This window comes from Pantoea brenneri, from assembly GCF_038594305.1.
In the GTDB taxonomy this organism is placed as follows: Bacteria; Pseudomonadota; Gammaproteobacteria; order Enterobacterales; family Enterobacteriaceae; genus Pantoea; species Pantoea brenneri.
Window position 1 is genome coordinate 626681 of the sequence record NZ_JBCGBG010000001.1, and the last position, 25374, is coordinate 652054.

Consider the following 25374-nt stretch of genomic DNA (forward strand, 5'->3'; position numbering starts at 1 on the left):
TAGCGGCGTGGGTTCAGCTTGTCAAAGCTCTCTTTGATGAATTGCGTTCAGATGCTCGTAAAAGCAGCGGATCGGCGTTTTTTTAGGGTTTTCGGTGACTTTTCAAACTGCCAACAGGATCTCAATTTAAAGGCATTTCTCCACAGATGTTAGATGCGTGTCAAAGTTTTGTTATTTGGCGATGTTAAAACAATCATTTCAGTGCTTTTATGATAAAAATTTCAAAACGTGATTATATGGAATAAATAAACTGCTTATCATCACGGACGCAACCTTTCTGAAAAAGTAAAACGTCATTTTGAAATTAACTGTTTGTGAATCAAGTGATTGTGAAAAGGAGTGGTCGGTCACAAAAATAGCCAGAAGCGGAAGTCTTACCTCAAATTTACCGAAACAGACGCCAGCCCGGTTGGATGAATGTAAAAGATATTTTTCATTCGCAGTGTCAGCCACTGAGCAAGTTAACAAATAAGAAGGGTCCCTATGAACATTAAAAAAAAACGATTGTCGCCTCACTGTTAGCCTGCATGTTGCCTGCCGCCGTCATGGCAAAAGATCTCTCGGTTGGTGTCTCTATGGCACTGTTTGACGACAACTTTCTCACCATCCTGCGCACCTCAATGCAGAAAGAGATGCAGAAAGATGGCGTTAAAGGTCAGGTAGAAGATGCCAAAGGTGACGTTTCCCAACAGCTGCAACAGGTTCAGACCTTCATCGGTCAGGGCGTTGACGCCATCATCGTCAACCCGGTCGACACCAACGCGGTGAAGCCGATTATGGATCAGGCCAGTAAAGCCGGTATCCCGCTGATCTTCGTTAACCGTCGTCCACAGGCTGAGCTGACCGACAAAATGGCCTACGTCGGTTCCGATTCCGAACTGGCCGGACGTTTACAAATGGAAGCACTCGCCAAAGCGATGAACGGCAAAGGCAACGTCGCCATTCTGATGGGCGACCTGGCGAATGAATCGACCCGTGACCGCACCAAAGGGGTAGAAGAAGTCGCCGCAAAATTCCCCGGCATCAAAATCGTGCAGAAGCAGACCGCAAAATTCATGCGTAACGACGCGGTGGATGTGGTCAGCAACTGGATGACCGCTGGCAACGACATCAACGCCATCGCCTCGAACAACGATGAAATGGCAATCGGTGCCTTACAGGCGCTGGGCAAGAATCCGGACAAAATCCTGATTGCTGGCGTCGACGGCACGCCAGATGCGCTGCAGATGCTGAAGCAGGGCAAGATGATCGCCACCGTGTTCCAGGATGCTCAGGGCCAGGGTGAAGGCGCGGTTCAGGCTGCGGTGAAACTGGCGAAGGGCGAAAAAGTACAGAAAGTTATCAATATCCCTTACCAGTTGATTACCAAAGAAAATATGGACCAGTTTACCCAGCGTAATCTGAAATAATCGTTCCCGACCCAGCTGTACGGAGGTGATGTATGACCGCTTTTGCGCTTGAAGCCGAAGGCATCAGCAAGTTCTTCCCTGGGGTGAAGGCACTCGACAACGTCTCGTTGCGGGTGCGTCCGGGAACGGTACATGCCTTGATGGGCGAAAATGGCGCGGGCAAATCCACTTTAATGAAGTGCCTTATCGGGATGTATCGTCCCGATAAGGGCACCATCCGCATTAAAGGGGAGCCGGTGCAGTTTCAGGACACTATGGATGCCTTGCGTTCCGGTGTCTCGATGATCCACCAGGAACTGAATCTGGTGCCGTACATGACGGTGGCCGAGAATATCTGGCTGGGTCGTGAACCGATGAAGTTTGGCTTTGTCGATCACGCCCGCCTGAACCAGATGACGCAGACGCTGCTGAACCGACTGAACATCCGCCTGAAAGCCGATCGTATGGTCGGCGATCTGAGTATCGCATCGCAGCAGATGGTGGAAATTGCCAAAGCCGTTTCGTGGGATTCCGACATCGTCATTATGGATGAGCCCACCTCCGCGTTAACTGAAACGGAAGTTGCGCATCTGTTTACCATCATCCGTGACCTGCGTGAGCAGGGCAAAGCCATCATCTATATCAGTCACAAGATGGATGAGATTTTCGCCATCACCGACGAAGTGAGTATTTTCCGCGACGGCAGCTGGATTGGCAGCGACCAGACGGCGAAATACACCCGCCAGTCATTAATCACCCAGATGGTCGGGCGTGAACTGACCCAGCTGTTCCCGAAATTCAACAACGATATCGGCGAAGATGTGCTGACGGTTCGTAATCTGAGCTGTAAAGACCGCTTCACCGATATCAACTTCAGCGTTCGCCGTGGCGAGATCCTCGGCGTGGCCGGTCTGGTAGGCGCGGGCCGCAGCGAGGTGATGGAAAGCCTGTTCGGCATGGAAAGCTTCGATAGCGGTGAAATTTTAATTGATGGTGTGCCGGTCAATATCGACTCGCCGTCCACCGCGATTGAGAAGGGGATGGCGTTTCTCACCGAGGATCGCAAAAAGTCCGGGCTGTTTCTGGTGCTATCGGTGATGGAGAACATGAGCATCGTCAACATGCCGGAGTACAGCGGGAAAAGTGGTTTTGTCAGCCATGTGAAGATGGCGCAGGACTGCATGGATCAAATCCGGCGACTCAACATCAAAACCCCGACCATGGATCAGATCATCAACAACCTCAGCGGCGGCAATCAGCAAAAGGTATTGATTGCCCGCTGGCTGCTGGCGCAACCCAAGATCCTGATTCTGGATGAACCGACGCGCGGTATCGACGTCGGGGCAAAAGCGGAGATTTACCGCTTAATCAGTGAACTCGCCAACCGTGGCGTAGCCATCATTATGGTGTCGTCTGAATTGCCGGAAATTCTCGGCATGAGCGACCGGGTAATGGTGATGCACGGCGGGCGTATAACCGGCATCCTCGATAAAGAAGAAGCCGATCAGGAAACCATTCTGTCGTTGGCATCCGAGTGAGGCGCGAGACAACTATGAGCAATATGAAAGCCACTGCCACCCCGGCAGCTCCGCAGCAACCCTCCTTTTTCGCCAGTCTGCGTCACAAATTGCCGAAAGATACCGGCATTTTTGTGGTGATGGTGGGGATAGCGTTAATTTTTGAAATGTTCGGCTGGTACGTGCGTGACCAGTCTTTCCTGCTCAACACCAACCGTCTGATCCTGATTGTGTTGCAGGTGGCGATTATCGGGATTATCGCGGTAGGCGTGACCCAGGTGATCATTACCACCGGTATCGACCTTTCATCCGGGTCGGTTATCGCCCTGACGGCCGTCGTCGCCGCCAGCCTGGCGCAAACCTCGGACAGCCTGTCGCCGATGTATCCGTCGCTGGTGAATATGCCGGCGGTGATCCCGATCGCCGCCGGTATCGGGGTCGGCTTGCTGTGTGGTCTGGTGAATGGCGTGTTGATCACCCGCACCGGTATCCCGCCGTTTATTGCCACTCTCGGCATGATGGTGTCGGCGCGCGGTCTGGCACAGTATTACACTCAGGGTAACCCGATCAGCTTCCTCTCTGATGGCTTTACCTCTATCGGCCAGGGCGCGATGCCGGTGGTGATTTTCCTGGTGGTGGCGCTGCTGTTTCATATCGCCCTGAAGCATACCCGCTACGGTAAATATGTTTACGCCATCGGCGGTAACATGACCTCCGCCAAAGTCTCGGGTATCAAGGTTAATAAGTACCTGATCATCGTCTATACCATTGCCGGTGCGCTCTCTGGCCTGGCCGGTGTGGTGCTGGCGGCCCGTGTCAGCAGCGGACAGTCGAGCATGGGGATGTCCTATGAGCTGGATGCGATTGCCGCAGCCGTAATCGGTGGCAGCAGCCTGATGGGCGGCGTCGGCCGCATCACCGGTACGCTGATCGGTGCAGTGATCCTCGGCCTGATTAAAAGCGGATTCACCTTTGTCGGTGTCGATGCCTATATTCAGGACATCATCAAAGGGATCATCATTGTCGCTGCGGTCTCGATTGATATGCATCGCAACCGTAAAAAACGCTGATTTGCCACCGGTACTGCGCCGCCGGACCCTGGCGCATGCATTGCTCTCTCTGCTGCCTGGCAGAGAGGGCAATGTTCAGTCCGATCCCGGCGAATTCCCGCCAACGATAAGAAATCCCACTGATAACGTTTACACGCTGAGCCGCCACGCCAGCGCCTGAAGCCAGGCTGTGCGTGCCTTATCCGCTTACCGCTGCACTAAAACGGATCTGCAGGTCATCACTTTTATGCACGCCTGACTCGCAGCGTCTGCACTATCGAGGTGCGTGACTGGCCGTTTCGTCGCCGGACAGCCTATCGCCGCCGCTTATTAACTCTTATGAGGTAATCAGAAACGCTTATTTTCCGGCGCGTTAGGAAAATTCTGGTTGGGCTGATGGCTGCCCGGATGAAACCTGGCCTGCATCTTGCAATTTCCTTAGCAACAACGCGGTTGGCTCAGACCAATTTAGCTATTCGGGGTTAGTGACGGAGGCAAGATGAATTTAAGACGACTGAAGTACTTTGTTAAAATCGTCGATATCGGCAGTCTGACTCAGGCGGCAGAAGTGCTGCACATCGCCCAGCCTGCGCTGAGTCAGCAGGTTGCGACGCTGGAGAACGAACTGGATCAACAACTGTTGATTCGCACCAAGCGCGGCGTCACACCGACCGAAGCCGGTAAGATTCTTTACTCGCATGCACGGACCATCCTGCGCCAGTGTGAGCAGGCACAAACCGCGGTGATCAATGCTGGCCAGGTGTTAAGCGGTCAGGTTTCGATTGGGCTGGCTCCGGGTACGGCGGCGTCATCGCTGACCATGCCGCTGTTGCAGACGGTACGCGATCAGTTCCCGGAAGTGCTGGTTTATCTGCATGAAAACAGCGGCAGCTCGCTGAATGAGAAAGTGATGAACGGTCAGCTGGATATGGCGGTGTTGTACGATCGTGCGCCGACCGCCGGAATTAACAGCATGCCGCTGATGAAAGAGGAGCTGTATCTGGTCGGTGCCACCGACTGTCCGGGTGCCAGTGTCGATCTGGCTGATGTGGCACAGATGAGCCTGTTCCTGCCGCGCGACTACAGTGCAGTGCGCAAACGTGTCGATGAGGCGTTTTCACTGCGTCGCCTGAGTGCACGTATCATCGGCGAAATCGAATCGATCTCTACGTTGACGGCGGCAATCTCCAGCGGTATGGGCGTCACGGTGTTACCGGAATCCGCCGCACGTTCGCTGGTTGGCTCAACCAATGCCTGGATGGCGCGGATCAACAGTCCGTCACTGAGCCTGCCGCTGTCGCTGAATATCTCCGCCCGTTTACCGTTGTCGCCGTCGGCGCAGGCAGTAAAAAATATTCTGCTGTCGCTGCTGAATAAGCCGATGAGCGAAGAGCGTGAGTTGATGTTGGTGAGTTAATGGGGCAGGTTACGCTTGCTGCGGTCTGATATTGAGCGGGTTTCGCTTGCTGCGGGCTGACACTGAGTAATGTTGCGTTTGCTGCGGTCTGACACTGAGCGGGTTACGCCCGCCAGGCGATGGGGAGTTTCAGGTTGCCTGAGCAGGCGGACGCGTCAAGGGGCGGACGCCCGCCCCTTAACAATCCCGGCGTCCGGCGGCCTGCGCGCCACGCTGCGCGCGGTCCCTTCGTCACTCCCTGCGGCCGACGGACCGGCCGGACGCGCCATCCCTGGCACGATCCGTCCTTTCGCCGACTTCCTGTCGGCTCTCCTGGCCTCCGGTTGTTCCTCAGCGCTGCGGACGCCTCTGCTAAAATCCCCGTCTGTAATCTCTCTGTCTTGTATATGGACTGGTTTTGGCAGGTGGCTGGTGGGTTAGTTAGACCTGCTGCGGTCTGACATTGAGCGGGTTTCGCCCGCCAGGCGACGGGGAGTTTCAGGTTGCCTGAGCAGGCGGTCGCGTCAAGGGGCGGACGCCCGCCCCTTAACAATCCCGGCGTCCGGCGGCCTGCGCGCCACGCTGCGCGCGGTGCCTTCGTCACTCCCTGCGGCCGACGGACCGGCCGGACGCGCCATCCCTGGCACGATCCGTCCTTTCGCCGACCTCCTGTCGGCTCTCCTGGCCTCCGGTTGTTCCTCAGCGCTGCGGACGCCTCTGGTAAATCCCCGTCTGTAATCTCTCTGACTTGTATATGGACTGGTTTTGGCAGGTGGCTGGTGGGTTAGTTAGACCTGCTGCGGTCTGACATTGAGTGAGGTTACGCCCGCCAGGCGATGGGGAGTTTCAGGTTGCCTGAGCAGGCGGACGCGTCAAGGGGCGGACGCCCGCCCCTTAACAGTCCCGGCGTCCGGCGGCCTGCGCGCCACGCTGCGCGCGGTGCCTTCGTCATTCCCTGCGGCCGACGGACCGGCCGGACGCGCCATCCGTGGCACGATCCGTCCTTTCGCCGACCTCCTGTCGGCTCTCCTGGCCTCCGGTTGTTCCTCAGCGCTGCGGACGCCTCTGGTGAAACCCTCGTCTGTAATCTCTCTTTCTTGTTACAGGGCTTAGTATCGTCTGGTGGCTGGTGGATTACGCCTGGCGGCGGTGCGCTTTGTAGCAGGGGGCGCGCTGTGCAGAGTGACGTCTGGCTGGTCTGGCATAAAGCAGGGTTTCACATGTCTATGGGCTGACATTGAGCAGGTTACGCCCGCCAGGCGATGGGGAGTTTCAGATTGCCTGAGCAGGCGGTCGCGTAAAGGGGCGGCCGCCCGCCCCTTAACAGTCCCGGCGTCCGGCGGCCTGCGCGCCACGCTGCGCGCGGTTCCTTCGTCACTCCCTGCGGCCGACGGACCGGCCGGACGCGCCATCCCTGGCACGATCCGTCCTTTCGCCGACTTCCTGTCGGCTCTCCTGGCCTCCGGTTGTTCCTCAGCGCTGCGGACGCCTCTGGTAAAATCCTCGTCTGTAATCCTCTTTCTTGTAGATGGACTGGTTTTGGCTGGTGGCAGGGATTACATCTGGTGGCTGTATGGATACTTTCTTTTTCCTGACGGTTAACGCCTCTGAACTTAAAAGAAGCGCTGACAGTTGTGGTGCTCACTCCTTACAGCGACGAAGCACCAAACAAAGAAAAAAAGAAATCACAGCGAGGGGTTAGGGAGGCCATCTGAAGCGCTGAGCAGATGAGGGATTTCCGGACGAGCGACAGGGATGTCGCGAAGAGTCGGGGTCGTGCCAGGGATGGCGCGTCCCGACGGTCCGTGAGAAATCCGGAAGAGGCGAAGGGACCGCGAAGCGGCGGTGAAGCAGGCCGGAGCCCGGGGTCAAGGGGGCGCGGCGACTGGCGCCCCTTGTCGGTCGCCGGCAGCGGCGAAACTGAAACTGCCGCAGCCAGCCGGCGAACGAAACCTGCTCATAGCCCGTTCGCGCAGCGAACCCAGGGCCAGGCGGGCGAAACCCGCTCAGTGCATACCCGCTGCCAGCCGGCAAACGAAACCTTCTCCCAGCCCCGTTCGCGCAGCGAACACGCCCCCCTCAATCCCACCCCTTTATTCCCTATTGTCATATAAGTAACTTTTTTAGTATTTCCTGTTATCAATAATAGTTCTTACCATCAACAAATCAGATTACGTAAAGGGAGGTAAATACCGTGAATTTCCAGCAACTTAAAATCATCCGCGAGGCGGCACGCTGTGAATTTAATTTAACGGAAGTCGCCAATACGCTATTTACGTCCCAGTCGGGTGTGAGCAGGCATATTCGTGACCTTGAAGATGAACTGGGCGTCGAAATTTTTATCCGGCGTGGCAAACGCCTGCTGGGCATGACGGAGCCAGGAAAAGCATTACTGACCATCGCCGAGCGCATTCTCGATGAGGCCGGCAAAGTGCGTCGGCTGGCCGATGTTTTTACCAATGAAACCAGCGGCATACTGACTATCGCTACCACCCACACTCAGGCGCGCTACAGCCTGCCGAAAATCATTAAGGCGTTCCGTCAGCTCTATCCCAACGTCCGGCTGGAACTGAATCAGGGTTCGCCGCAGGAAATTGTCAGCATGCTGCTGGCGGGTGAGGCGGATATCGGCATTGCCAGTGAAATGCTGGTCAATAACAGCAGCCTGGCGGCGTTCCCGTGGTTCAGCTGGCACCACGCTTTACTGGTGCCGAAAGAGCATGAGCTGGTGCAGAATCAGCCGGTATCGCTCAGCACCCTCAGCCGCTATCCGCTGATCACCTATCGTCAGGGGATCACCGGACGGTCACGCGTCGATCGGGCTTTCCAGTCGGCCGGACTGAAACCCGATATTGTGCTCAGCGCACAGGACTCCGACGTGGTGAAAACCTACGTTAAACTCGGTTTAGGCGTCGGGATATTGGCCGATCAGGCATGTGAAACCGAAGAGAACGATGACCTGGTCCGGGTCGAGGCGACGCACCTGTTCGATGCCAGCACCGTCTGGCTCGGCCTCAAGCGCGGGCAGCTACAGCGTAACTATGTCTGGCAATTCCTTGAATTGTGCAACGCTAACCTGTCACTGGAAGAGATCAAACGTCAGGCACTCTCCTACGGTAATGAAGATGAACCGGTAATCGACTTCCAGATTTAACGCTGATGCGCATCCGCTGGGGTGCGCATTTCGCCGCACGGCATAAAATTTCTTTTCGCGGCGAAAAATTCCTTTCCGACACTTTCTCCTCTCTGACAACAACATCCTGCGCTGACCCGCCGCGATAAAGTGGAATCAGCCGATCACAAGGGGATGTTATGTCGCGACTACAACTGAAAGATAGCGATCTACTGCGCCAGCAGGCGTTGTTCGCCGGACGCTGGCAGGGCGCACAGCAGGGCGTCACACTGCCGGTTACCGATCCTGCCACTGGCGAAACCATCGCCACTATTCCAGCGCTGGGAAAAACCGAGACTGAGCAGGCGATTGCGCATGCCGAATCGGTCCGCATTGCCTGGGGAAAGACGCCCAATGCCACGCGTGCGGCGCTGCTGGAAAAATGGCACCAGCTGATTATTGATCATGCCGACGATCTGGCGATTATCATGACCGCCGAGCAGGGCAAACCGCTGGCAGAAGCCAAAGGTGAGGTGCTGTACGGTGCCAGCTTTGTTAAATGGTTCGCTGAAGAGGCGCGCCGCATCTATGGCGACACCATTCCGGCCCCCAGCGATGACCGCCGTATTCTGGTGCTGAAACAGCCGGTCGGCGTGGCAGCCGCCATTACGCCGTGGAATTTCCCGATTGCGATGATCACCCGCAAAGTCGCCCCCGCGCTGGCCGCCGGCTGCCCGATCATAGTCAAACCGTCTGAACTGACGCCGCTCTCAGCGCTGGCGCTGGCGGTACTGGCGGAGCGTGCCGGCTTCCCGTCTGGCGTGCTGCAGGTGCTTACCGGTCTGCCGACCGAAATCGGTGAAGCGCTGACTGCCAGCCGCACGGTGCGCAAAATCTCCTTTACCGGCTCTACCCGGGTCGGACAACTGCTGATGCAGCAAAGCGCTGACAGCATCAAACGCCTGAGCCTTGAGCTGGGCGGCAATGCCCCGTTGATCGTATTTGACGATGCCGATATTGAGATAGCGGTGGCCGGGGTGATGGTGAGCAAGTTCCGCAATGCCGGCCAGACCTGCGTCTGTGCCAACCGGATTCTGGTGCAGCGCGACATCTATCCACGCTTTAGCGCCAGACTGCTGGAGGCGGTCGCCACCCTGAAAGTCGGTGATGGCTTTACGCCAGGCACCACCATTGGCCCGCTGATCAACAACCGGGCAGTAGAGAAAGTGAACGGACACATCGACGATGCTCTGAGTCAGGGTGCCACGCTGCTGACCGGCGGGATCAGCCGCAACAACGGTACCTTTGTTGAACCGACGGTGCTGGGTAACGTGACCAGTAGCATGCGTATCGCCCATGAAGAAACCTTCGGCCCGGTCGCGCCGCTGTTTATTTTTGATGATGAAGAGCAGGCAATTGCGATGGCTAATGACACGCCGTATGGGCTGGGAGCCTACTTCTTCACTGAAAATATCCGCCGGGCGTGGCGGGTGGCGGAAGCGCTGGAGTTCGGCATGGTCGGCTTCAATACCGGGGCAATTTCATTAGAAGTGGCACCGTTTGGCGGGGTGAAATTATCCGGCATTGGCCGGGAAGGTTCGCGATATGGAATTGATGAGTACCTGGAACAAAAAACATTTCATATCGGCAGCCTCTGAATAAGCAGTGAATAAAAACGCGTCAGCCTGCATTTCGGGCTGGCGTTTTTTTTGCTGAATGTTTTCTCACCGGCTGACTTATTTATCTGCGCTCTGATTTATCTGCACTCTGAAAAAGCTGGAAATTTATCAATGATGTGAACTGTGTCGATAAATTGAAGGCGAAATTCTGTCGTCGGGTGCAACGCTGACTCAGCGATACCCGTAATGGTGCAATTTCCGTGCGCGTTGCACCCGCAGAGTGCATAAATTTTGTGAAGTAAATCATCTGTTTAATTGTTCGGCAATTCCGCAAAAATTCCTCCGCCAATACGGCAGAAAATTTTTTTGCGCTGTTTTAAACGCATTTTTATTTTTTGCCCGGCTGGCATACTTTCTGCATTAGCTTATTAACGCGATAACTAAGTGACGTTTAAAACGCTAATAAGCCAGCGAATGACGGGTGTAACAAATAAGGATTCTTCCATGTTAAGTTTCGACCCTGAAAAAGTTTCCCTTCCGGTTGGTCATTATATTGGCGGCCAGCATCTTCAGAGCCAGGGCGCGCCCTTTGCGGTGAAGCGTCCCTCCGACGGCAAGGTATACGCCACGCTGCATGACGCCACGCCGCAGGATGTCGACCATGCCGTGACCGTGGCTCATCAGGCGCTGAAAACCAGCGGCTGGTCCGGCTGTCCGCCGCGTGAGCGCGGTCGGGTATTACGGCGCTGGGCCGATCTGATCGAGCAGGACCCGCTGCTGGCTCAGCTCGAAGCGCTCGGGTCGACCCGGCCAATCAGTGATGTGGTACTGCACGAAATTCCGTTCACCGCCGAAGCGATTCGCTTTTATGCCGAATGCGCCGACAAATACAGCGGCGACCTGTTTCCGACCCGCGACAGCAGTCTCGGTATGCTGGTGGCCGAACCCTATGGCGTGATTGGGGCCATCACCCCGTGGAATTTCCCGCTGTCGATGGCGTCATGGAAATGCGGACCGGCGCTGGCAGCCGGTAATGCCGTGGTGCTCAAACCTTCTGAACTGACCCCGTTTTCCACCGTGCGAATGGCCGAGCTGGCGATTCAGGCTGGCTTACCGGCCGGGATCCTCAACATCGTGCAGGGCAGTGGTGCGGTGACCGGCAGTGCGCTGGTGAAACATCCTCTGGTGCGCAAAGTCTCCTTCACCGGCTCCACCCTGACCGGCGCGCGCATCATGAGCGATGCGGCGCAGTTCGGCATGAAACCGGTCACGCTGGAACTTGGCGGTAAAAGTCCACAGCTGGTGTTTGATGATGCCGGTGACCCGGACATCCTGGCGCAGCGCATTCTGCGGGGTTTCACCGCCAACGGCGGCCAGGCCTGCGTGGCGGGCACCCGCTTAATCGTCCAGCGCGGCATTGCCGATGCACTGACTGAACGGCTGGCGCGGCTGTGCCGTGAAGTGACTCCGGGCGTGACCTGGCACGAAGGCAGTCGCTATGCGCCGCTGATCGATGAACGTCAGGGCAACAAGGTCTGTTCAGTGATTGAAGCCGCCAAAGCGCAGGGTGCCGAGGTGCTGGTGGGCGGTGAACGCTTCGCGGATACCGACGGCGGCTGGTTCTGGCAACCCACCTTGCTAAGCCACGTCAGCCAGGACAATCCGGCAGTGCAGCAGGAAATTTTTGGTCCGGTGCTGACCATCCAGCCGTTCGACGATGAAGAGCAGGGTCTGGCGCTGGCGGCACACGACACTTACGGCCTGTGCGCGGGGGTTCACACCCTCAGCCTGCCACGTGCGATGCGGGCGATGCGCGCCATCGACGCCGGCACCGTCTGGATCAACCGCTATGGCCGCTCCGGCGATTTCATTATTCCAACCGGTGGCTTCCTGGGATCGGGCATCGGGAAAGATTTAGGGCGTCAGGCATTTCAGGCCTGCCAGCGCCAGAAAAGCGTACTCATCGATTTCTAAGCGCAACTGACAATGACGAGGTTGTTACATGGCACTGTTTAAACCGAAATACATCACGTTCGACTGTTACGGCACGCTGATTCTGTTCGACATGGCCGGTGCCGCGCAGCGTCGCTTCAGCGACCGCATCGCCCCGCAGCAGATGCACGCGTTCACTACCGATTTCTCCAGCTATCGGCTGGATGAGGTCCTGGGCGCCTGGAAACCCTATTACGACGTGGTCAGCAACGCCCTGCAGCGCACCTGTAAAAAGTGGGGTGTCAGCTGGGACAAAGCCGACAGCGACTTTATTTATACCGACTGTGCCAGCTGGGGACCGCATCCCGACGTGCCGGCCGGGCTGGCAAAAGTAGCGGAGGCGTTTCCGCTGGTGCTGCTGACTAACTCGATGAACGACCTGATCCCGCATCACGTGCCGCGTCTCGGTGCGCCGATCCATATGACCATCACCGCAGAAGAGGCGGGGGCTTACAAGCCGCAGATGAAAGGCTTCGAGTACATGCTGGAGAAGCTCGACTGTCGCCCGGATGAGATCCTCCATGTCTCTTCCAGTTTCCGCTACGACCTGATGACCGCGCACGATCTCGGCATCAAAAACAAAGTGTGGGTCAACCGCGGTCACGAACCGGCCAATCCGTACTACCAGTACACCGAAATTAAAGACATCGGCGGCCTGCCAGGCGTCGTTGGACTCTGAGGATAGCGCCATGAAACTGGAATCGTTCTGGCAAGCCACCGCGCCGGCCTTTAGCGGGGCCGCCAGCGACCCGCTGCCATCACAGGCGGATGTGGTGGTGATTGGCGGTGGTTTTACCGGCGTCTCGGCGGCGCTCAGCCTGGCGCGCAGCGGCCTCAGCGTGGTGCTGCTGGAGAGTGGCGAGGTGATGAGTCAGGCCTCGTCGCGTAATGGCGGGCACTGCAATACCGGGGTGGCGCATAACTTTGCCGCGCTGGTGGCGAGTCAGGGGCTGGAACAGGCCAGTCGCTTCTATCGGGCTTTTGATGACGCGGTCAGCTACGTCGAACAGCTGGTGCGGGACGAACGGATCGACTGCGATTTTCGCCTGTGCGGCAAGCTCAAGCTGGCCAGCAAAGCGACCCACCTCGCCGGGCTGCGTGAAGCCGCCGAGCTGATGCGTCGCACGGTGGACCCGGAGATTGAGCTGCTCGACAAAGCGGCCGTCCGGCAGGAGATCGGCAGCGATGATTTTCACGGTGGCCTGCTGCAAAAACGCGGCGGACAGATGCACATGGGCAAGTTTGGCGTCGGACTGGCCAACGCCGCCGCCCGAAGCGGAGCAAAAATTTACCCGCATCATCCGGTGACCCGGCTGGAGCGACTCAGTGGTTATCAGCATCGGGTGCATACCGATCAGGGCGTGATTCTGGCCGATAAAGTACTGATGGCAACAGGCTGCTCCAACGTCGGGCCTTTTCCGTGGTTTCAGCGCCGCATCGTGCCGGTCGGCAGCTTTATCGTGGTGACCGAGACGCTGGATGAAGACTTGCTGCGCCGGGTGTTGCCTCACGATCGCACCTACGTCACGTCACTCAACATCGGTAACTATTTTCGCAGCACCGCCGATCGTCGGTTGGTGTTCGGCGGCCGGGCGCGTTTTGCGGTCAGCAACCCGACCTCCGATTCGCGCAGCGGCGAGATCCTGCGTCGGGCCATGACGCAGATGTTTCCTCAGCTCAGCAATACGTCACTGGCCTACTGCTGGGGCGGCATGGTCGATATGACAGCCGATCGTTTGCCGCATGCCGGTGAGCAGGATGGCCTGTTCTATTCGCTGGGTTACAGCGGCCACGGCACCCAGATGTCGGTGTGGATGGGGCGGGTGATGGCCGATCTGCTGGCCGAAAAACAGACTGAAAATCCCTGGCAGCGCGCGTCATGGCCAGCGCTGCCCGGTTATCACGGCAAGCCATGGTTTTTGCCCCTCGCCGGGCTCTATTACAAAGCAAAGGATCGCCTGTCATAAATTCCCGCCGGGTTCAGGCCACCTCCGGCCACCGGAAGAGTCACTTCACGTTCGCTTGATGGTTTATTGAGGGTGTACAGATGAGCAAATTTGATAATAAAGAGCCTGACGCGGTCAATCCGGCACTGACGCGAATGATCACTGAAGGATCGCTGTCACGCCGTAGCCTGATGAAAATTCTTTCAGCCGGCGCAGTGATGAGCAGCGGCCTGATCGGTTTCTCCGGCGCGGCACTGGCCGATGATAAGCCGGTCAAAGGCGGCAAGCTGCGGGCGGCGATGTCGAACGCCTCCGCCACGGACACCCTTGATCCGGCAAAAAGTAACAACAGCGGCGACTACACCCGCCAGTACATGTTTTACAGCGGCCTGACCGAGCTGGATAAAAGCCTGATGGCGCAGCCGGCGCTGGCTGAATCGCTGGAGTCCAGTGACGGCATCAGCTGGCATATTAAACTGCGGCAGGGCGTTACCTTCCACGACGGCAAACCCTTTACCGCCAAAGATGTGGTCTACTCGCTCAGCCGCCATAAAGATCCGGCCGTCGCCTCCAACGCTTTCAAGCTGGCCGATCAGTTCAAAACCATCAGCGCAGTTGGCGATCATGAGGTGCTGCTGGAGCTGAATAGCGCCAACTTCGATGTGCCTTACATGCTGGCGACGCCGCCGTTTCTGATCGTGCAGGATGGCACCAAAGATTTCAGCAAGGGCATCGGTACCGGCCCGTTCATCTGCAAAGCCTTTATGCCGGGCGTGCGCTCGATTGGCAGCAAAAACCCCAACTACTACAAGCCCGGCTTACCGCATCTGGATGAGGTTGAGCTGATTGGTGTTACCGACAATGCGGCGCGGGTCAATGCGCTGATGTCGGGCGATCTGCACATTGTCTCCACCCTGTCGGCAGCCGATTGCAAACGCATCAAGGCCACCGCTGACTTCGGCGTGCTGGAGAGTAAATCGGGCATGTACACCAACCTGATTGTGCGCACCGACGTCAAGCCGGGCAGCAACGAAGATTTCGTGCTGGCAATGAAATACCTGCAACCGCGTGAAATGCTGGTCAAAACCGTGCTGCAGGGCTACGGCGACGTCAGCAATGACACGCCGGTTCCGCCGTGGCACCCGCTCTACAACGCCGATCTCAAACCGCGGCCACTCGACGTCGAAAAGGCGAAATTCCACATCAAAAAAGCCGGCATGACCGGTTCGACGGTGGAGATCATTACCACCCCGAATATTGAAGGCGCCAACGAAGGCGGCCAGCTGATTCAGCAGGTGGCGCGAGGGGCGGGTATCAACTTCAAAGTGCGACGCGTGCCGTATGACGGTTACTGGTCTTCGCACTGGACCAAAGATCCGGTGGGATACGGCTCGATAAACCCGCGTCCGACGCTCGACATGCTGTTCTCACAGTTTTATCTCTCTAGCGCACCGAATAACGAATCAGGCTGGAAGAACGCACAGTTCGATCAGCTGGTGATTGCTGCACGTGGCGAGCGCGATCAGGCGAAGCGCAAGCAGATGTATGGCGATATGCAGGCGCTGATTTATGACCATTGCGGCACCATTATCCCGACCTTTATCAGCTCGACCGACGGTTACAACAAAAAGGTGAAAGGTGTGGAGGCCTGGCCGTCGGGCATGATGATGGGTTATCGCTTCCATGAGTTTGCCTGGCTGACCGCCTGATCCTGGCTTAGCGCCTATCCAGTCAGGCGATTTTATTTGTCAGTCTGAAGCTGGGCAGTGCTCACAATCCACACGTACTACGTGTACGTTCCGGTTGTTCCGCGCAGTCCGTGTCCGGACTGCCAGCAACAATTACGCCTGGTGGGCCAGGCTCGTCATAAGGAGTACGCCGATGAACCGATACATGATGCTGCTGATTGCCCGGCGCGTGGGGGCCGGCATCCTGACTTTACTTATCGTCTCGGCGGTGGTGTTTTTTATCACCAGCCTGCTGCCGGGCGATGCGGCGCAAATGATCCTTGGGCAGAACGCCACGCCAGAAACGGTCGCAGCGTTACGTCAGCAACTGGGCTTAGATCAGCCGCTGCTGATGCGCTACTTCAGCTGGCTGGCTGGGATGCTGCAGGGTGACTTCGGCACCTCGTTTGCCAGCCATCTGCCGGTCTCGCAGCTGGTGGCGCAGCGTATTCCGGCCACTTTTGAACTGGCGGCCATCACCACCCTGATCTGCGTGCCGCTGGCGTTGATTATCGGCATCATCGCGGCGATGAACCGTGGTTCACGGCTCGATCGGGTGCTGGTGATCGGCACCATGGCGACGGTCGCAGTGCCGGAGTTTCTGGTGGCGACGGTGGCGGTACTGATTTTTGCCGTCAAGCTGCACTGGGTGTCGGCGATGTCGTTCGGCAGCCCGGACAGCGATCTGCTGAGCTACCTCAAGGCCTACGCACTGCCGGTGCTGACCTTGTGCTGCGTGCTGGTGGCGCAGATGGCGCGTATGACGCGGGCGGCAATCATCAATCAGCTCGACAGTCCCTATCTGGAGATGGCGCTGCTGAAGGGCGTATCGCCACTGCGGGCGGTGCTCCGTCACGCACTGCCCAATGCGGTCGGGCCAATTGCCAACGCCATTTCACTCAGTCTCTCCTATCTGTTTGGCGGCGTAATCATTATCGAAACCATCTTCAGCTATCCCGGCCTCGCCAGTCAGCTGGTAGACGCGGTCAGCAACCGCGATCTGCCGGTGGTGCAGCTCTGCGTCATGCTGTTTGCTGCCTGTTATCTGGTGCTGCTGCTGGCGGCTGATGTTCTGACCATCGCATTTAACCCAAAATGGAGAAGCGCATGAATACACTCCTGCTTCCGGTGCGTTTTTTTCAGTCGCTCTCCTGGTCGGGACGACTGGGACTGCTGATGTCACTGTTCTGGCTGCTGATGGCGGCATTCGGTACTCAGCTGGCACCGCACAACATTGATGATATCGGCGGTGGACCGCTAATGGGCGGCCTGACGCCGGATAACCTGCTGGGCACCGACTACCTCGGGCGCGACATGCTGAGCCGCATTCTGTATGGCGCGAAGTTCTCCATCGGTCTGGCACTCAGCGCCGCGCTGCTGGCCAGCCTGATTGGTACGCTGCTGGCGCTGCTGGCGGCGGTAGCTGGCCGCTGGCTGGAGGAGCTGCTGGGACGGGTCAACGATGCGCTGCTGGTGCTGCCGGGCAAAGTGCTGTCGCTGATGATTGTCGCGGTGTTCGGTTCGTCGCTGCCGATGCTGATCCTGACTGCGGTCTTCACCTACTGGCCGGGCGCATTCCGCATCGCTTTCGCCATGGCCAGCACGCTGCGCAGCATGGATTACGTCCGCGCCTCGCGACTGCGCGGTGAAAGCCGCTGGTACATCGCCATTCATGACATTCTGCCTAACATGGTACACCCGATGCTGACCGATTTTGGCCTGCGCTTCGTCTACATCGTGCTGCTGTTGAGCGGCCTGAGTTTTCTTGGCCTCGGTGTTCAGCCACCGTATGCCGACTGGGGCACGCTGGTGCGCGAAAATATCCAGGGACTGTTTGATGGCTCGCCCGCGGTACTGATGCCGGCGCTGGCGATTGCCAGCCTGACTATCGGGGCCAACCTGTTTATCGACAGCCTGCAGGCGATGCGTCCGATGACGCTGGCGAAGGAGGGAGCATGAACGTGACGCCACATACTGCAATGCCGGTGATTTCGGTGGATAAGCTGCGTGTTACCGCGCAGACCGATCGCGGCGAAGAGATCGATCTGGTCTCCGACATTCACTTTACCGTTCAGAAAGGCGAAGTGCTGGCGCTGATTGGCGAATCCGGCTCGGGAAAAACCACCATCGCCATGGCGCTGATGGGCTATGCCCGCAGCGGCTGCCGCATCGCCGAAGGCAATATTCACGTGGCGGGCACTGACGTCAACAGCCTGTCGCCGGGCCAGCTACGCGCCTTTCGCGGTAATAAAGTCTCGTATATTGCCCAGAGCGCCGCCGCATCCTTTAACCCCGGCATGAAGATTCTTGACCAGGTCATCGAGCCAGTGGTGATCCACGGCACCATGACCCGTAAAGCGGCCAGGGCCAAGGCGATTGGCCTGTTTCGCGAACTGGCGCTGCCCGACCCGGACACCATTGGCGACCGCTTTCCGCATCAGGTTTCCGGTGGGCAACTGCAACGCCTGATGACGGCGATGGCGCTGATTGGCGATCCGGACGTGGTGATCCTCGACGAACCGACCACCGCGCTGGACGTCACCACCCAGGTGGAGGTGCTTAAAGCGTTCCGCCGCGTGGTGGCTCAGCGTGGTGTCACCGCCATTTACGTCAGCCACGATCTGGCGGTGGTGGCGCAGATGGCCGATCGGATTCTGGTGCTGCTGCGCGGCCAGATGGCGGAGTACGGCACCACCGCCCATCTGATTGGCGCGCCGCAGGCAGAGTACACCCGGTTACTGATGGATGCGGCACGACAGAAAGAGCGGCCCAGCAACTGGTGCCCGGCGGCGGCTGATGTTCAGCCACTGCTGGAGGTGCGCGACCTGAATGCAGGTTACGGTCCGCGCGGCAGTGACGGCCACCCGAAAGTACGCATTCTGGAAGAGATCAACCTCAAGCTGTGGAAGGGGCAGGCAATCGGCATCATTGGCGAATCGGGGTCAGGTAAAACCACGCTGGCACACGCCATCGCCGGGCTGAACGCGCCGAGTCACGGCCATATTCTGTTCAACGGCCACTACATTGCCGGTGATATGCAAAAACGTCCTGACAACGAGCTGCGTCGCATTCAGTATGTGTTTCAGATGGCGGACACCGCACTCAATCCGGCGCACAGCGTCGAACGCATTTTGTCGCGGCCGCTGACCCTGTTTCACGGTCTGAGCGGTGCGGCCCGGCAACAGCGGCTCTGGCAGCTGCTGGATCTGGTCAAATTGCCGCGCAGCGTGTTGTGGCGTCGCCCATGGGCGCTGTCCGGTGGGCAGAAACAGCGGGTGAATCTGGCGCGCGCACTGGCAGCTGAGCCGGATTTGATCCTGTGTGATGAGGTGACCTCGGCACTGGATACCGTAGTGGCCGCAGCGGTGCTGGACTTAATCAGCGAGCTGCGCCGCGAACTGGGTCTCTCAGTGATCTTTATCAGCCATGATATGCATGCGGTACGCGCGGTGTGTGATGAAATCGTGGTGATGAAGAGCGGACGTATCGTCACGCAGCTGGCGCGCAACGATTACGATAAGCCGACCAGTGAGCTTTATTTTGAGCGCCTGAAGCGGGCCGTACCGGAACTGCGTCAGGGCTGGCTGGATGAGCATGAAGAGGTGCTGAAAGCGGAGTAGGCCCCGTTACGTCATTCGCCGCACAGCGGTAGAGACGCAGCGAAGCGCATCTGACAGAGGTCTCTGCCCACGGTGGCAGAGGCGCGGAGCAGGGCCGGCGGCCGGTTTACCGGATCGCGCCCGGCCTGATAACCAATAACAGAGGTAGCAATGCTATGCCTGCACCGATTCGTTATGTACAGGACAGTGCAAACTTTCCCGAGGCCGCCGATGTGGTGGTGATTGGCGCCGGTATCGCCGGGGCTGCCGCCACCTGGGAGCTGGCAAAACAGGGACTGAAGGTGGTGTTAATCGAAAAAGGACTGGTGGGGGCAGAGCAATCGAGCCGCAACTGGGGCTGGTGTCGCCAGCAAAACCGTGATGAGCGTGAATTGCCGCTGATTATCTATGCCCTGCAACGCTGGGGTGAACTCAACGCCGAAACCGGTGAAGAGCTGGGTTTTCGCCGCAGCGGTCTGGTTTACGCCACCCGGATTGAAGCGGATATCGCCGCATGGGAGAAGTGGGGGCAGATGGCGAAAAGCTACGGTGTCCGCAGCGACATCCTGACTGCCGAACAGGCGAAAGCGATGACGCCTGGCAGCACCACCGCCTGGCGTGGTGGTGTCTCATCCCCGACCGACGGCCATGCCGAACCGCGTCTTGCCGCACCTGGTCTGGTGATGGGAGCGCAGAAGCACGGCGCGCTGGTGTTCCAGCAATGTGCGGTGCGTGGGCTGGATATTGCCGCAGGCCGGGTCAGCGGCGTCTGGACCGAGCGCGGCCTGATTAAAACCAGCCGGGTAATCTGTGCCGCGGGTGCCTGGACTTCGATGTTCTGCCGTCGTCACGGTATCGATCTGCCGCTCGGCAACGTAATCGGCACCGCCTTCCGCACCCAGCCAATTGAGCAGGCGATTGCCATGCCGCTCTACACGCCGGGCTTCGCCTGTCGGCCACAGCTGGATGGCAGCTACACCGTGTCAGTCTCCGGGCGGGGACGGCTGGAGCCGGGGGCTCAGGGGCTGCGCTATGCCCGTCAGTTCTATCCGACCTTTAAAAGCCGGCGTAAAAATCTCACCCTCAACCTCGGCATTACCCCGTTCTTCCGTGGTCCGGAAGCGATGGGACGCTGGGAATTTGACCGCATGTCGCCCTTTGAGCGGATGCGAATTCTCGATCCGGCGGCGGATGCGCATATCGTCGAAGAGGGGCTGGCGGCGATGCGTCGGGAATATCCGGCGCTGGCTAATCTGCGGCTGGCACAGTCGTGGGGCGGCATGATCGACAGCACCCCGGACGCGATCCCGGTGATTTCGACCGTGGCAAAACTGCCCGGGCTGGTGTTATCAGCCGGCTATAGCGCGCACGGCTTCGGCATCGGGCCGGGTGCCGGACGGCTGGCCGCCGATCTCGCCACTGACGCCACCCCGATCGTCGATCCCAGACCTTATCGCTACAGCCGTCTGGTTGACGGCAGCGGCTTAGAAACCCCCGGCATGATGTAAGGAGACCCGATGAGCATAACGCTACGTGCAATGACGCCAGATGACCTCGATAACTGCTACGCGATGACCCAGGCGCTGAAATGGCCGCATCGCCGCGAAGACTGGCAGCTGGCGTTGCAACTAGGTGAGGGCACGGTGATTGAGGAGCAGGGCAAACTGATTGCCAGCGCCGTGCTGTGGCGCTGGGGCGAACAGGCGGCCACCGTCGGTCTGGTGATCGTTGACAATCAGCAGCAGGGACGGGGGCTCGGCAAACAGCTGATGCTGGCGCAACTGGAAAAACTGCCCGGCTACAACGTGCGTCTGCACGCTACGGAAATGGGCAAAGGACTGTATGAAAAACTCGGTTTTGTCAGCTGCGGTGAGATCCGCCAGCATCAGACCCGCGCACTGTTAAGCGTACCGCAGGTCACCGTGCCTGCCGGACTGGAACTGCGCCGCGCCAGCGCAGCCGACAAATCGTCGCTGGTGGCGCTGGATTATCAGGCGCACGGGATGCACCGTCCGGCGCTGTTTGATCATCTGCTCAGCGACACGCAGACCGTACTGTTACAGGATGCCGATCGGCAGATCCACGGTTTCGCCAGCCTGCGCCGCTTTGGTCACGGCTGGGCGATTGGTCCGGTGATTGCCGATGATTTCCCGCTGGCGCAGACGCTGGTCGCCGCGCTGATGCAGGGCGTGCAGGGGCAGTTTCTGCGCATTGATACCGATGCCAGCCTGCCGCTGGCCGCCTGGCTCAGCACTCTGGGAGTGGAACAGGTTGACGCGCCGACCACCATGGTACGCGGCACACCGTGGACGCCGCAGGGAATGCAGGCGTTTGGCCTGATGACGCAGGCGATGGCCTGATGCAGCTCGTCTATAAATCTGAGCCGGAACGTGGCCGGCTGTGGCAGCGCTGGCTGGCACAACATGCGCCAGACATTACGCTGCATATCTGGCCCGAAACCGGTGAACCGGATCAGGTTGATGCGCTGATCGCCTGGCAGCCACCCGACGATATAGCCGCCTGTTTCCCCAATCTGAAACTGCTGTTTTCAGTTGGCGCAGGGGCCGATCAGTTTGACCTGACCATCTTGCCACCCGATTTACCGGTCATCCGGATGATTGAACCGGGCCTGACGCAGGGCATGGTTGAATATGTCACCTTCTCGGTGCTGGGCCTGCATCGGGATATGCCGCGCTATTTCCAGCAGCAACGCCAGCAACAGTGGCAGGCGCACAGTGCGCTGCCAGCCGCGCAGCGGCGGGTTGGGGTAATGGGAATGGGCGAACTGGGCCAGGCGGCATTGCGACAGTTGGTGGCGCTGGGTTTTGACTGCGCCGGCTGGAGCCGGACCCCACGCCAGTATAGCGGCGTACGCTGCTGGCACGGCGACGACCAACTGGCCGAATTTCTGGCACACAGCGATATCCTGGTCTGCCTGCTGCCGCTGACCGCCACGACTCACGGCCTCCTCAATAGCGCGCTGTTTAACCAGCTCCCGCACGGTGCCGCGCTGGTGCAGGCTGGCCGCGGTCCGCAGCTCAATCATGACGATCTGCTGCTGGCACTGGAGAGCGGTCAGCTTCGCGCGGCGGTGATTGATGTCACCGATCCGGAACCGTTACCGCCGTCGCACCCCTTCTGGCGTCATCCGGCGATCTGGCTGACGCCGCACATCGCCAGCCAGACTCAAAACGAAAGTGCCATTGTCGCCCTGCTGGATAACCTGCGGCGCTATCAGCGCGGGGAGCCGCTGCACGGGCTGATTGACCGCTCGCGAGGATATTAAAATGGACGCTTTAGTCGCACTGCGCCGTGATTTGCACGCTCATCCGGAGATCGGTTTTCAGGAGCAACGCACCAGCGATATCGTGGCCGCCTTTCTTGAGCAGCAGGGTATTGAGGTCTATCGCGGCATCGGTAAAACCGGCGTGGTCGGGGTGCTGAAAAAGGGCACCAGCTCCCGCATGATCGGGCTGCGCGCCGATATGGATGCGCTGCCGATGCAGGATCAGGGGGAGGCGGCGTGGAAAAGTCAGGTGGAGCAGGTCAGTCACGCCTGCGGTCACGATGGTCACACCGTGATGCTGCTGGGGGCCGCGGAGGTCCTGGCACGCGATATCGCCTTTGATGGCAGCGTCTGCTTTATTTTCCAGCCAGCCGAAGAAGGACTGGCCGGGGCGAAGGCGATGATCGACGACGGGCTGTTCAGTCGTTTTCCCTGTGACGCCGTCTATGCCATTCATAACTGGCCGCAACTGCCGCTGGGCACGGTGCAAACCCGGCCCGGGCCGATTATGGCGGCGGCCGATCGCTTTGATATCCGGGTGTTCGGCGGTGGCGGTCATGCAGCACAACCGCACCTGACACGCGATACCCTGCTGGCCACCAGTGAACTGGTGGTGCAGCTCAATACCCTGGTGGCGCGTGCGCTCGATCCCTGCGAAACCGGGTTGTTAACCGTCACCCGGATGCAGGGCGGCTTCTCGCACAATATGATCCCGGCCGAAGCCAGCCTTACCGGCACGGTTCGCACCTTCAACCCGGCGGCACAGGCGACGCTGGAAGCGCGGCTGCGCCAGATGGCAGAACACATCACCGCCGCGCACGGCCTGCGTGCCGAGGTCAGCTATCACCGCTATTACCCGGCGACCATCAACAGTGCCGCCGAAGCGCAGTTCTGTCTGCAGGCGCTGAGTCAGGCGGGCATCCCGACTGACGTCGCACCGCAGCCGGCGCTCACTTCCGAAGATTTCGCTTTCATGCTGCAGGCGCGTCCCGGCGCGTATCTGTGGCTGGGATCGGCCCCCAGTAAGCCACTGCATCATGCTGCCTATGACTTTAATGATGCGCTGATTCCGCATGGCATTCAGGTATTTGTCGCGCTGATCCGTCAGGCGCTGGCAGAGAAATTTCCCTGCTGAATGCAGCAGGATTTTGACAGGAAATGCCGCTGCCTGCGGAATTACGGCAGCGTAAGAAACCAACGGGTTGCGATACTTGAGCCAACCGAACGTTACGTGGATGAGGGTTTAAAATGCAGAATGTCATGGCAGAGCAGCAAGCATACTCCGATAACAGCCTGTTACTGGATGCACGCGAGCAGAACGTGCCGCGTGGCGTGGTCACCGCACATCCGTTGGTGATCGAACGAGCCAAAGGCAGCGAAGTGTGGGATGTAGAAGGCAATCGCTATCTCGATTTTGTTGGCGGCATTGGCGTGCTGAATGTCGGTCATAATCATCCGGCGGTGGTCAACGCCGTCACCCGTCAGCTGGGCATGGTGTCCCACGCCTGTTTTCAGGTGGTCGCCTATCCGGGCTACATTACGCTGGCCCAGCGGCTGAACAAGCTGGTGGGCGGTGACGACGCGTACAAAAGCGTCTTTTTCACCAGCGGTGCCGAAGCGGTAGAAAATGCGGTGAAGATCGCCCGTGCGCATACCCAGCGCCCCGGCATCATCGCCTTTGATGGCGCCTTTCATGGCCGCACGCTGCTGGGTGTCACTCTGACCGGCATGTCTGCGCCTTATAAACAGAATTTTGGTCCGTTCCCTGGCGATATCTATCGCCTGCCGTTTCCTAATCCGCTGCATGGCATCAGTGAAGTGGACTGCCTGAAAGCGCTGGATCAGCTGTTTGCGGTACAGATCCTGCCGGAGCGGGTGGCGGCAATTATTATCGAGCCGGTGCAGGGCGACGGCGGCTTCCTGCCGGCCGGTCCGGCGTTTATGCAGGCGCTGCGGCGCATCACCGCTCAGCACGGCATTCTGTTGATTTGTGATGAAGTGCAGACCGGTTTTGGCCGTACCGGCAAGATGTTCGCCTTCCAGCATCTCGACATCAAACCCGATCTGGTTACTCTGGCGAAAAGTCTGGGCGGCGGCCTGCCGATTTCCGGCGTAGTCGGTAAAGCAGAGATTATGGATGCGCCGACTCCCGGCGGGCTGGGCGGCACCTATGGCGGCAATGCGCTGGCCTGTGCCGCGGCGCTGGCGGTACTGGACCTGTTCGAGCAGGACAACCTGCTGCAGCGATCCTGCCAGCTTGGCGAACAGCTCAATGCGCGTCTGCGGCAGCTGGCGGATAAATATGCCTGCATCGGTGACGTGCGTGGCGTCGGCTTTATGCAGGCGGTAGAGATTCTGGATTTTGAGACCGGACGGCCCGACGCGGCACTGACGCAGAAGATCCTGGATAGCGCCTGCCAGGAAGGTTTGCTGCTGATTAAGTGTGGGCTGCATCGTAATACTATTCGCTTTCTGGCGCCGCTGGTCACCACCGACTCGCAACTGGAAGAAGCGTTGCATATCTTCGATATTGCCCTGGCCCGTGCCACGGGACGGTTAGGGTAAGTCGAGCTTCCTCATTGATATTGTTAAAGTAATTTGAAAATCTCCCGCTGGTATAACCACTGCTTAGCGCTGGCGCGTTTACCGTAAAGCGTGTTATACCTTCGGGAGGTTCTGCACATTTGATTAAGAGCCTATCCCATTAGGCTATTTCATTTGTCAGTCTGAACCTGGGCAGTGC

Annotated in this window: 18 protein-coding genes; all 18 read left to right on the top strand. The window is 58.6% G+C overall.

What is annotated here, in order from left to right:
• Positions 1-527: 527 nt before the first annotated feature.
• Positions 528-1409, top strand: a complete 882-nt coding sequence (locus tag AABB92_RS02775) for a sugar ABC transporter substrate-binding protein (protein ID WP_046288234.1) — start codon at positions 528-530, stop codon at positions 1407-1409.
• Positions 1410-1441: 32 nt separating this feature from the next.
• Entirely contained in the window at positions 1442-2926 is a 1485-nt protein-coding gene (locus tag AABB92_RS02780) for a sugar ABC transporter ATP-binding protein (protein ID WP_031376308.1), read from the top strand.
• Positions 2927-2949: 23 nt separating this feature from the next.
• Entirely contained in the window at positions 2950-3975 is a 1026-nt protein-coding gene (locus AABB92_RS02785) for an ABC transporter permease (protein ID WP_176035913.1), read from the top strand.
• Positions 3976-4453: 478 nt separating this feature from the next.
• The gene (nac, locus tag AABB92_RS02790; RefSeq protein ID WP_031376306.1) at positions 4454-5371 is read left to right on the top strand and encodes a nitrogen assimilation transcriptional regulator NAC; all 918 of its coding nucleotides are present in this window, start codon (positions 4454-4456) and stop codon (positions 5369-5371) included.
• A 2173-nt stretch (positions 5372-7544) separates the two neighbouring features.
• On the top strand, positions 7545-8504 hold the full coding sequence (gene cbl / locus AABB92_RS02795) for an HTH-type transcriptional regulator Cbl (RefSeq protein ID WP_031377051.1): 960 nt from the start codon (positions 7545-7547) through the stop codon (positions 8502-8504).
• A gap of 158 nt (positions 8505-8662) precedes the next feature.
• Entirely contained in the window at positions 8663-10120 is a 1458-nt protein-coding gene (locus tag AABB92_RS02800) for an NAD-dependent succinate-semialdehyde dehydrogenase (protein WP_031377052.1), read from the top strand.
• Positions 10121-10585: 465 nt separating this feature from the next.
• Positions 10586-12055 (top strand): aldehyde dehydrogenase family protein, encoded by a 1470-nt coding sequence (locus AABB92_RS02805; RefSeq protein WP_046288235.1) that lies wholly within the window; start codon positions 10586-10588, stop codon positions 12053-12055.
• Between the two features lie 28 nt (positions 12056-12083).
• Positions 12084-12752 carry a haloacid dehalogenase type II gene (locus AABB92_RS02810; protein ID WP_031377053.1) on the top strand — a complete coding sequence of 223 codons (669 nt, stop codon included), beginning with the start codon at positions 12084-12086 and terminating at the stop codon, positions 12750-12752.
• 10 nt (positions 12753-12762) lie between these two features.
• Positions 12763-14040 carry an NAD(P)/FAD-dependent oxidoreductase gene (locus AABB92_RS02815; RefSeq protein ID WP_031377054.1) on the top strand — a complete coding sequence of 426 codons (1278 nt, stop codon included), beginning with the start codon at positions 12763-12765 and terminating at the stop codon, positions 14038-14040.
• An 80-nt stretch (positions 14041-14120) separates the two neighbouring features.
• Positions 14121-15728 carry an ABC transporter substrate-binding protein gene (locus AABB92_RS02820; protein ID WP_031377055.1) on the top strand — a complete coding sequence of 536 codons (1608 nt, stop codon included), beginning with the start codon at positions 14121-14123 and terminating at the stop codon, positions 15726-15728.
• Between the two features lie 172 nt (positions 15729-15900).
• Positions 15901-16857, top strand: coding sequence for an ABC transporter permease (locus tag AABB92_RS02825; protein ID WP_031377056.1), 957 nt, complete (start codon positions 15901-15903; stop codon positions 16855-16857).
• Complete coding sequence (locus AABB92_RS02830; protein ID WP_031377057.1) at positions 16854-17705, top strand: ABC transporter permease; 852 nt, start codon at positions 16854-16856, stop codon at positions 17703-17705. The genes AABB92_RS02825 and AABB92_RS02830 overlap by 4 nt, the downstream gene beginning before the upstream one ends.
• Positions 17702-19366, top strand: a complete 1665-nt coding sequence (locus tag AABB92_RS02835) for an ABC transporter ATP-binding protein (protein WP_031377058.1) — start codon at positions 17702-17704, stop codon at positions 19364-19366. The genes AABB92_RS02830 and AABB92_RS02835 overlap by 4 nt, the downstream gene beginning before the upstream one ends.
• A gap of 155 nt (positions 19367-19521) precedes the next feature.
• A complete protein-coding gene (locus AABB92_RS02840; protein ID WP_046288236.1) occupies positions 19522-20853 on the top strand; it encodes an NAD(P)/FAD-dependent oxidoreductase in 1332 nt (443 codons plus the stop codon).
• A 9-nt stretch (positions 20854-20862) separates the two neighbouring features.
• On the top strand, positions 20863-21705 hold the full coding sequence (locus AABB92_RS02845) for a GNAT family N-acetyltransferase (RefSeq protein WP_031377059.1): 843 nt from the start codon (positions 20863-20865) through the stop codon (positions 21703-21705).
• Complete coding sequence (locus AABB92_RS02850) at positions 21705-22631, top strand: 2-hydroxyacid dehydrogenase (RefSeq protein WP_046288237.1); 927 nt, start codon at positions 21705-21707, stop codon at positions 22629-22631. The genes AABB92_RS02845 and AABB92_RS02850 overlap by 1 nt, the downstream gene beginning before the upstream one ends.
• A 1-nt stretch (position 22632) precedes the next feature.
• Complete coding sequence (locus tag AABB92_RS02855) at positions 22633-23766, top strand: M20 aminoacylase family protein (protein ID WP_031377060.1); 1134 nt, start codon at positions 22633-22635, stop codon at positions 23764-23766.
• Between the two features lie 113 nt (positions 23767-23879).
• Positions 23880-25196 carry a 4-aminobutyrate--2-oxoglutarate transaminase gene (gabT, locus tag AABB92_RS02860; protein ID WP_031377061.1) on the top strand — a complete coding sequence of 439 codons (1317 nt, stop codon included), beginning with the start codon at positions 23880-23882 and terminating at the stop codon, positions 25194-25196.
• Positions 25197-25374 lie beyond the last annotated feature (178 nt).

What these genes read in the sequence shown, in the direction of transcription:
- AABB92_RS02775 (WP_046288234.1), top strand. Translation starts at nt 528, where the DNA reads ATGTTGCCTGCCGCCGTCATGGCAAAAGATCTCTCGGTTGGTGTCTCT.
- AABB92_RS02780 (WP_031376308.1), top strand. Translation starts at nt 1,442, where the DNA reads ATGACCGCTTTTGCGCTTGAAGCCGAAGGCATCAGCAAGTTCTTCCCT.
- AABB92_RS02785 (WP_176035913.1), top strand. Translation starts at nt 2,950, where the DNA reads ATGAAAGCCACTGCCACCCCGGCAGCTCCGCAGCAACCCTCCTTTTTC.
- nac (WP_031376306.1), top strand. Translation starts at nt 4,454, where the DNA reads ATGAATTTAAGACGACTGAAGTACTTTGTTAAAATCGTCGATATCGGC.
- AABB92_RS02800 (WP_031377052.1), top strand. Translation starts at nt 8,663, where the DNA reads ATGTCGCGACTACAACTGAAAGATAGCGATCTACTGCGCCAGCAGGCG.
- AABB92_RS02805 (WP_046288235.1), top strand. Translation starts at nt 10,586, where the DNA reads ATGTTAAGTTTCGACCCTGAAAAAGTTTCCCTTCCGGTTGGTCATTAT.
- AABB92_RS02810 (WP_031377053.1), top strand. Translation starts at nt 12,084, where the DNA reads ATGGCACTGTTTAAACCGAAATACATCACGTTCGACTGTTACGGCACG.
- AABB92_RS02815 (WP_031377054.1), top strand. Translation starts at nt 12,763, where the DNA reads ATGAAACTGGAATCGTTCTGGCAAGCCACCGCGCCGGCCTTTAGCGGG.
- AABB92_RS02820 (WP_031377055.1), top strand. Translation starts at nt 14,121, where the DNA reads ATGAGCAAATTTGATAATAAAGAGCCTGACGCGGTCAATCCGGCACTG.
- AABB92_RS02825 (WP_031377056.1), top strand. Translation starts at nt 15,901, where the DNA reads ATGAACCGATACATGATGCTGCTGATTGCCCGGCGCGTGGGGGCCGGC.
- AABB92_RS02830 (WP_031377057.1), top strand. Translation starts at nt 16,854, where the DNA reads ATGAATACACTCCTGCTTCCGGTGCGTTTTTTTCAGTCGCTCTCCTGG.
- AABB92_RS02835 (WP_031377058.1), top strand. Translation starts at nt 17,702, where the DNA reads ATGAACGTGACGCCACATACTGCAATGCCGGTGATTTCGGTGGATAAG.
- AABB92_RS02840 (WP_046288236.1), top strand. Translation starts at nt 19,522, where the DNA reads ATGCCTGCACCGATTCGTTATGTACAGGACAGTGCAAACTTTCCCGAG.
- AABB92_RS02845 (WP_031377059.1), top strand. Translation starts at nt 20,863, where the DNA reads ATGAGCATAACGCTACGTGCAATGACGCCAGATGACCTCGATAACTGC.
- AABB92_RS02850 (WP_046288237.1), top strand. Translation starts at nt 21,705, where the DNA reads ATGCAGCTCGTCTATAAATCTGAGCCGGAACGTGGCCGGCTGTGGCAG.
- AABB92_RS02855 (WP_031377060.1), top strand. Translation starts at nt 22,633, where the DNA reads ATGGACGCTTTAGTCGCACTGCGCCGTGATTTGCACGCTCATCCGGAG.
- gabT (WP_031377061.1), top strand. Translation starts at nt 23,880, where the DNA reads ATGCAGAATGTCATGGCAGAGCAGCAAGCATACTCCGATAACAGCCTG.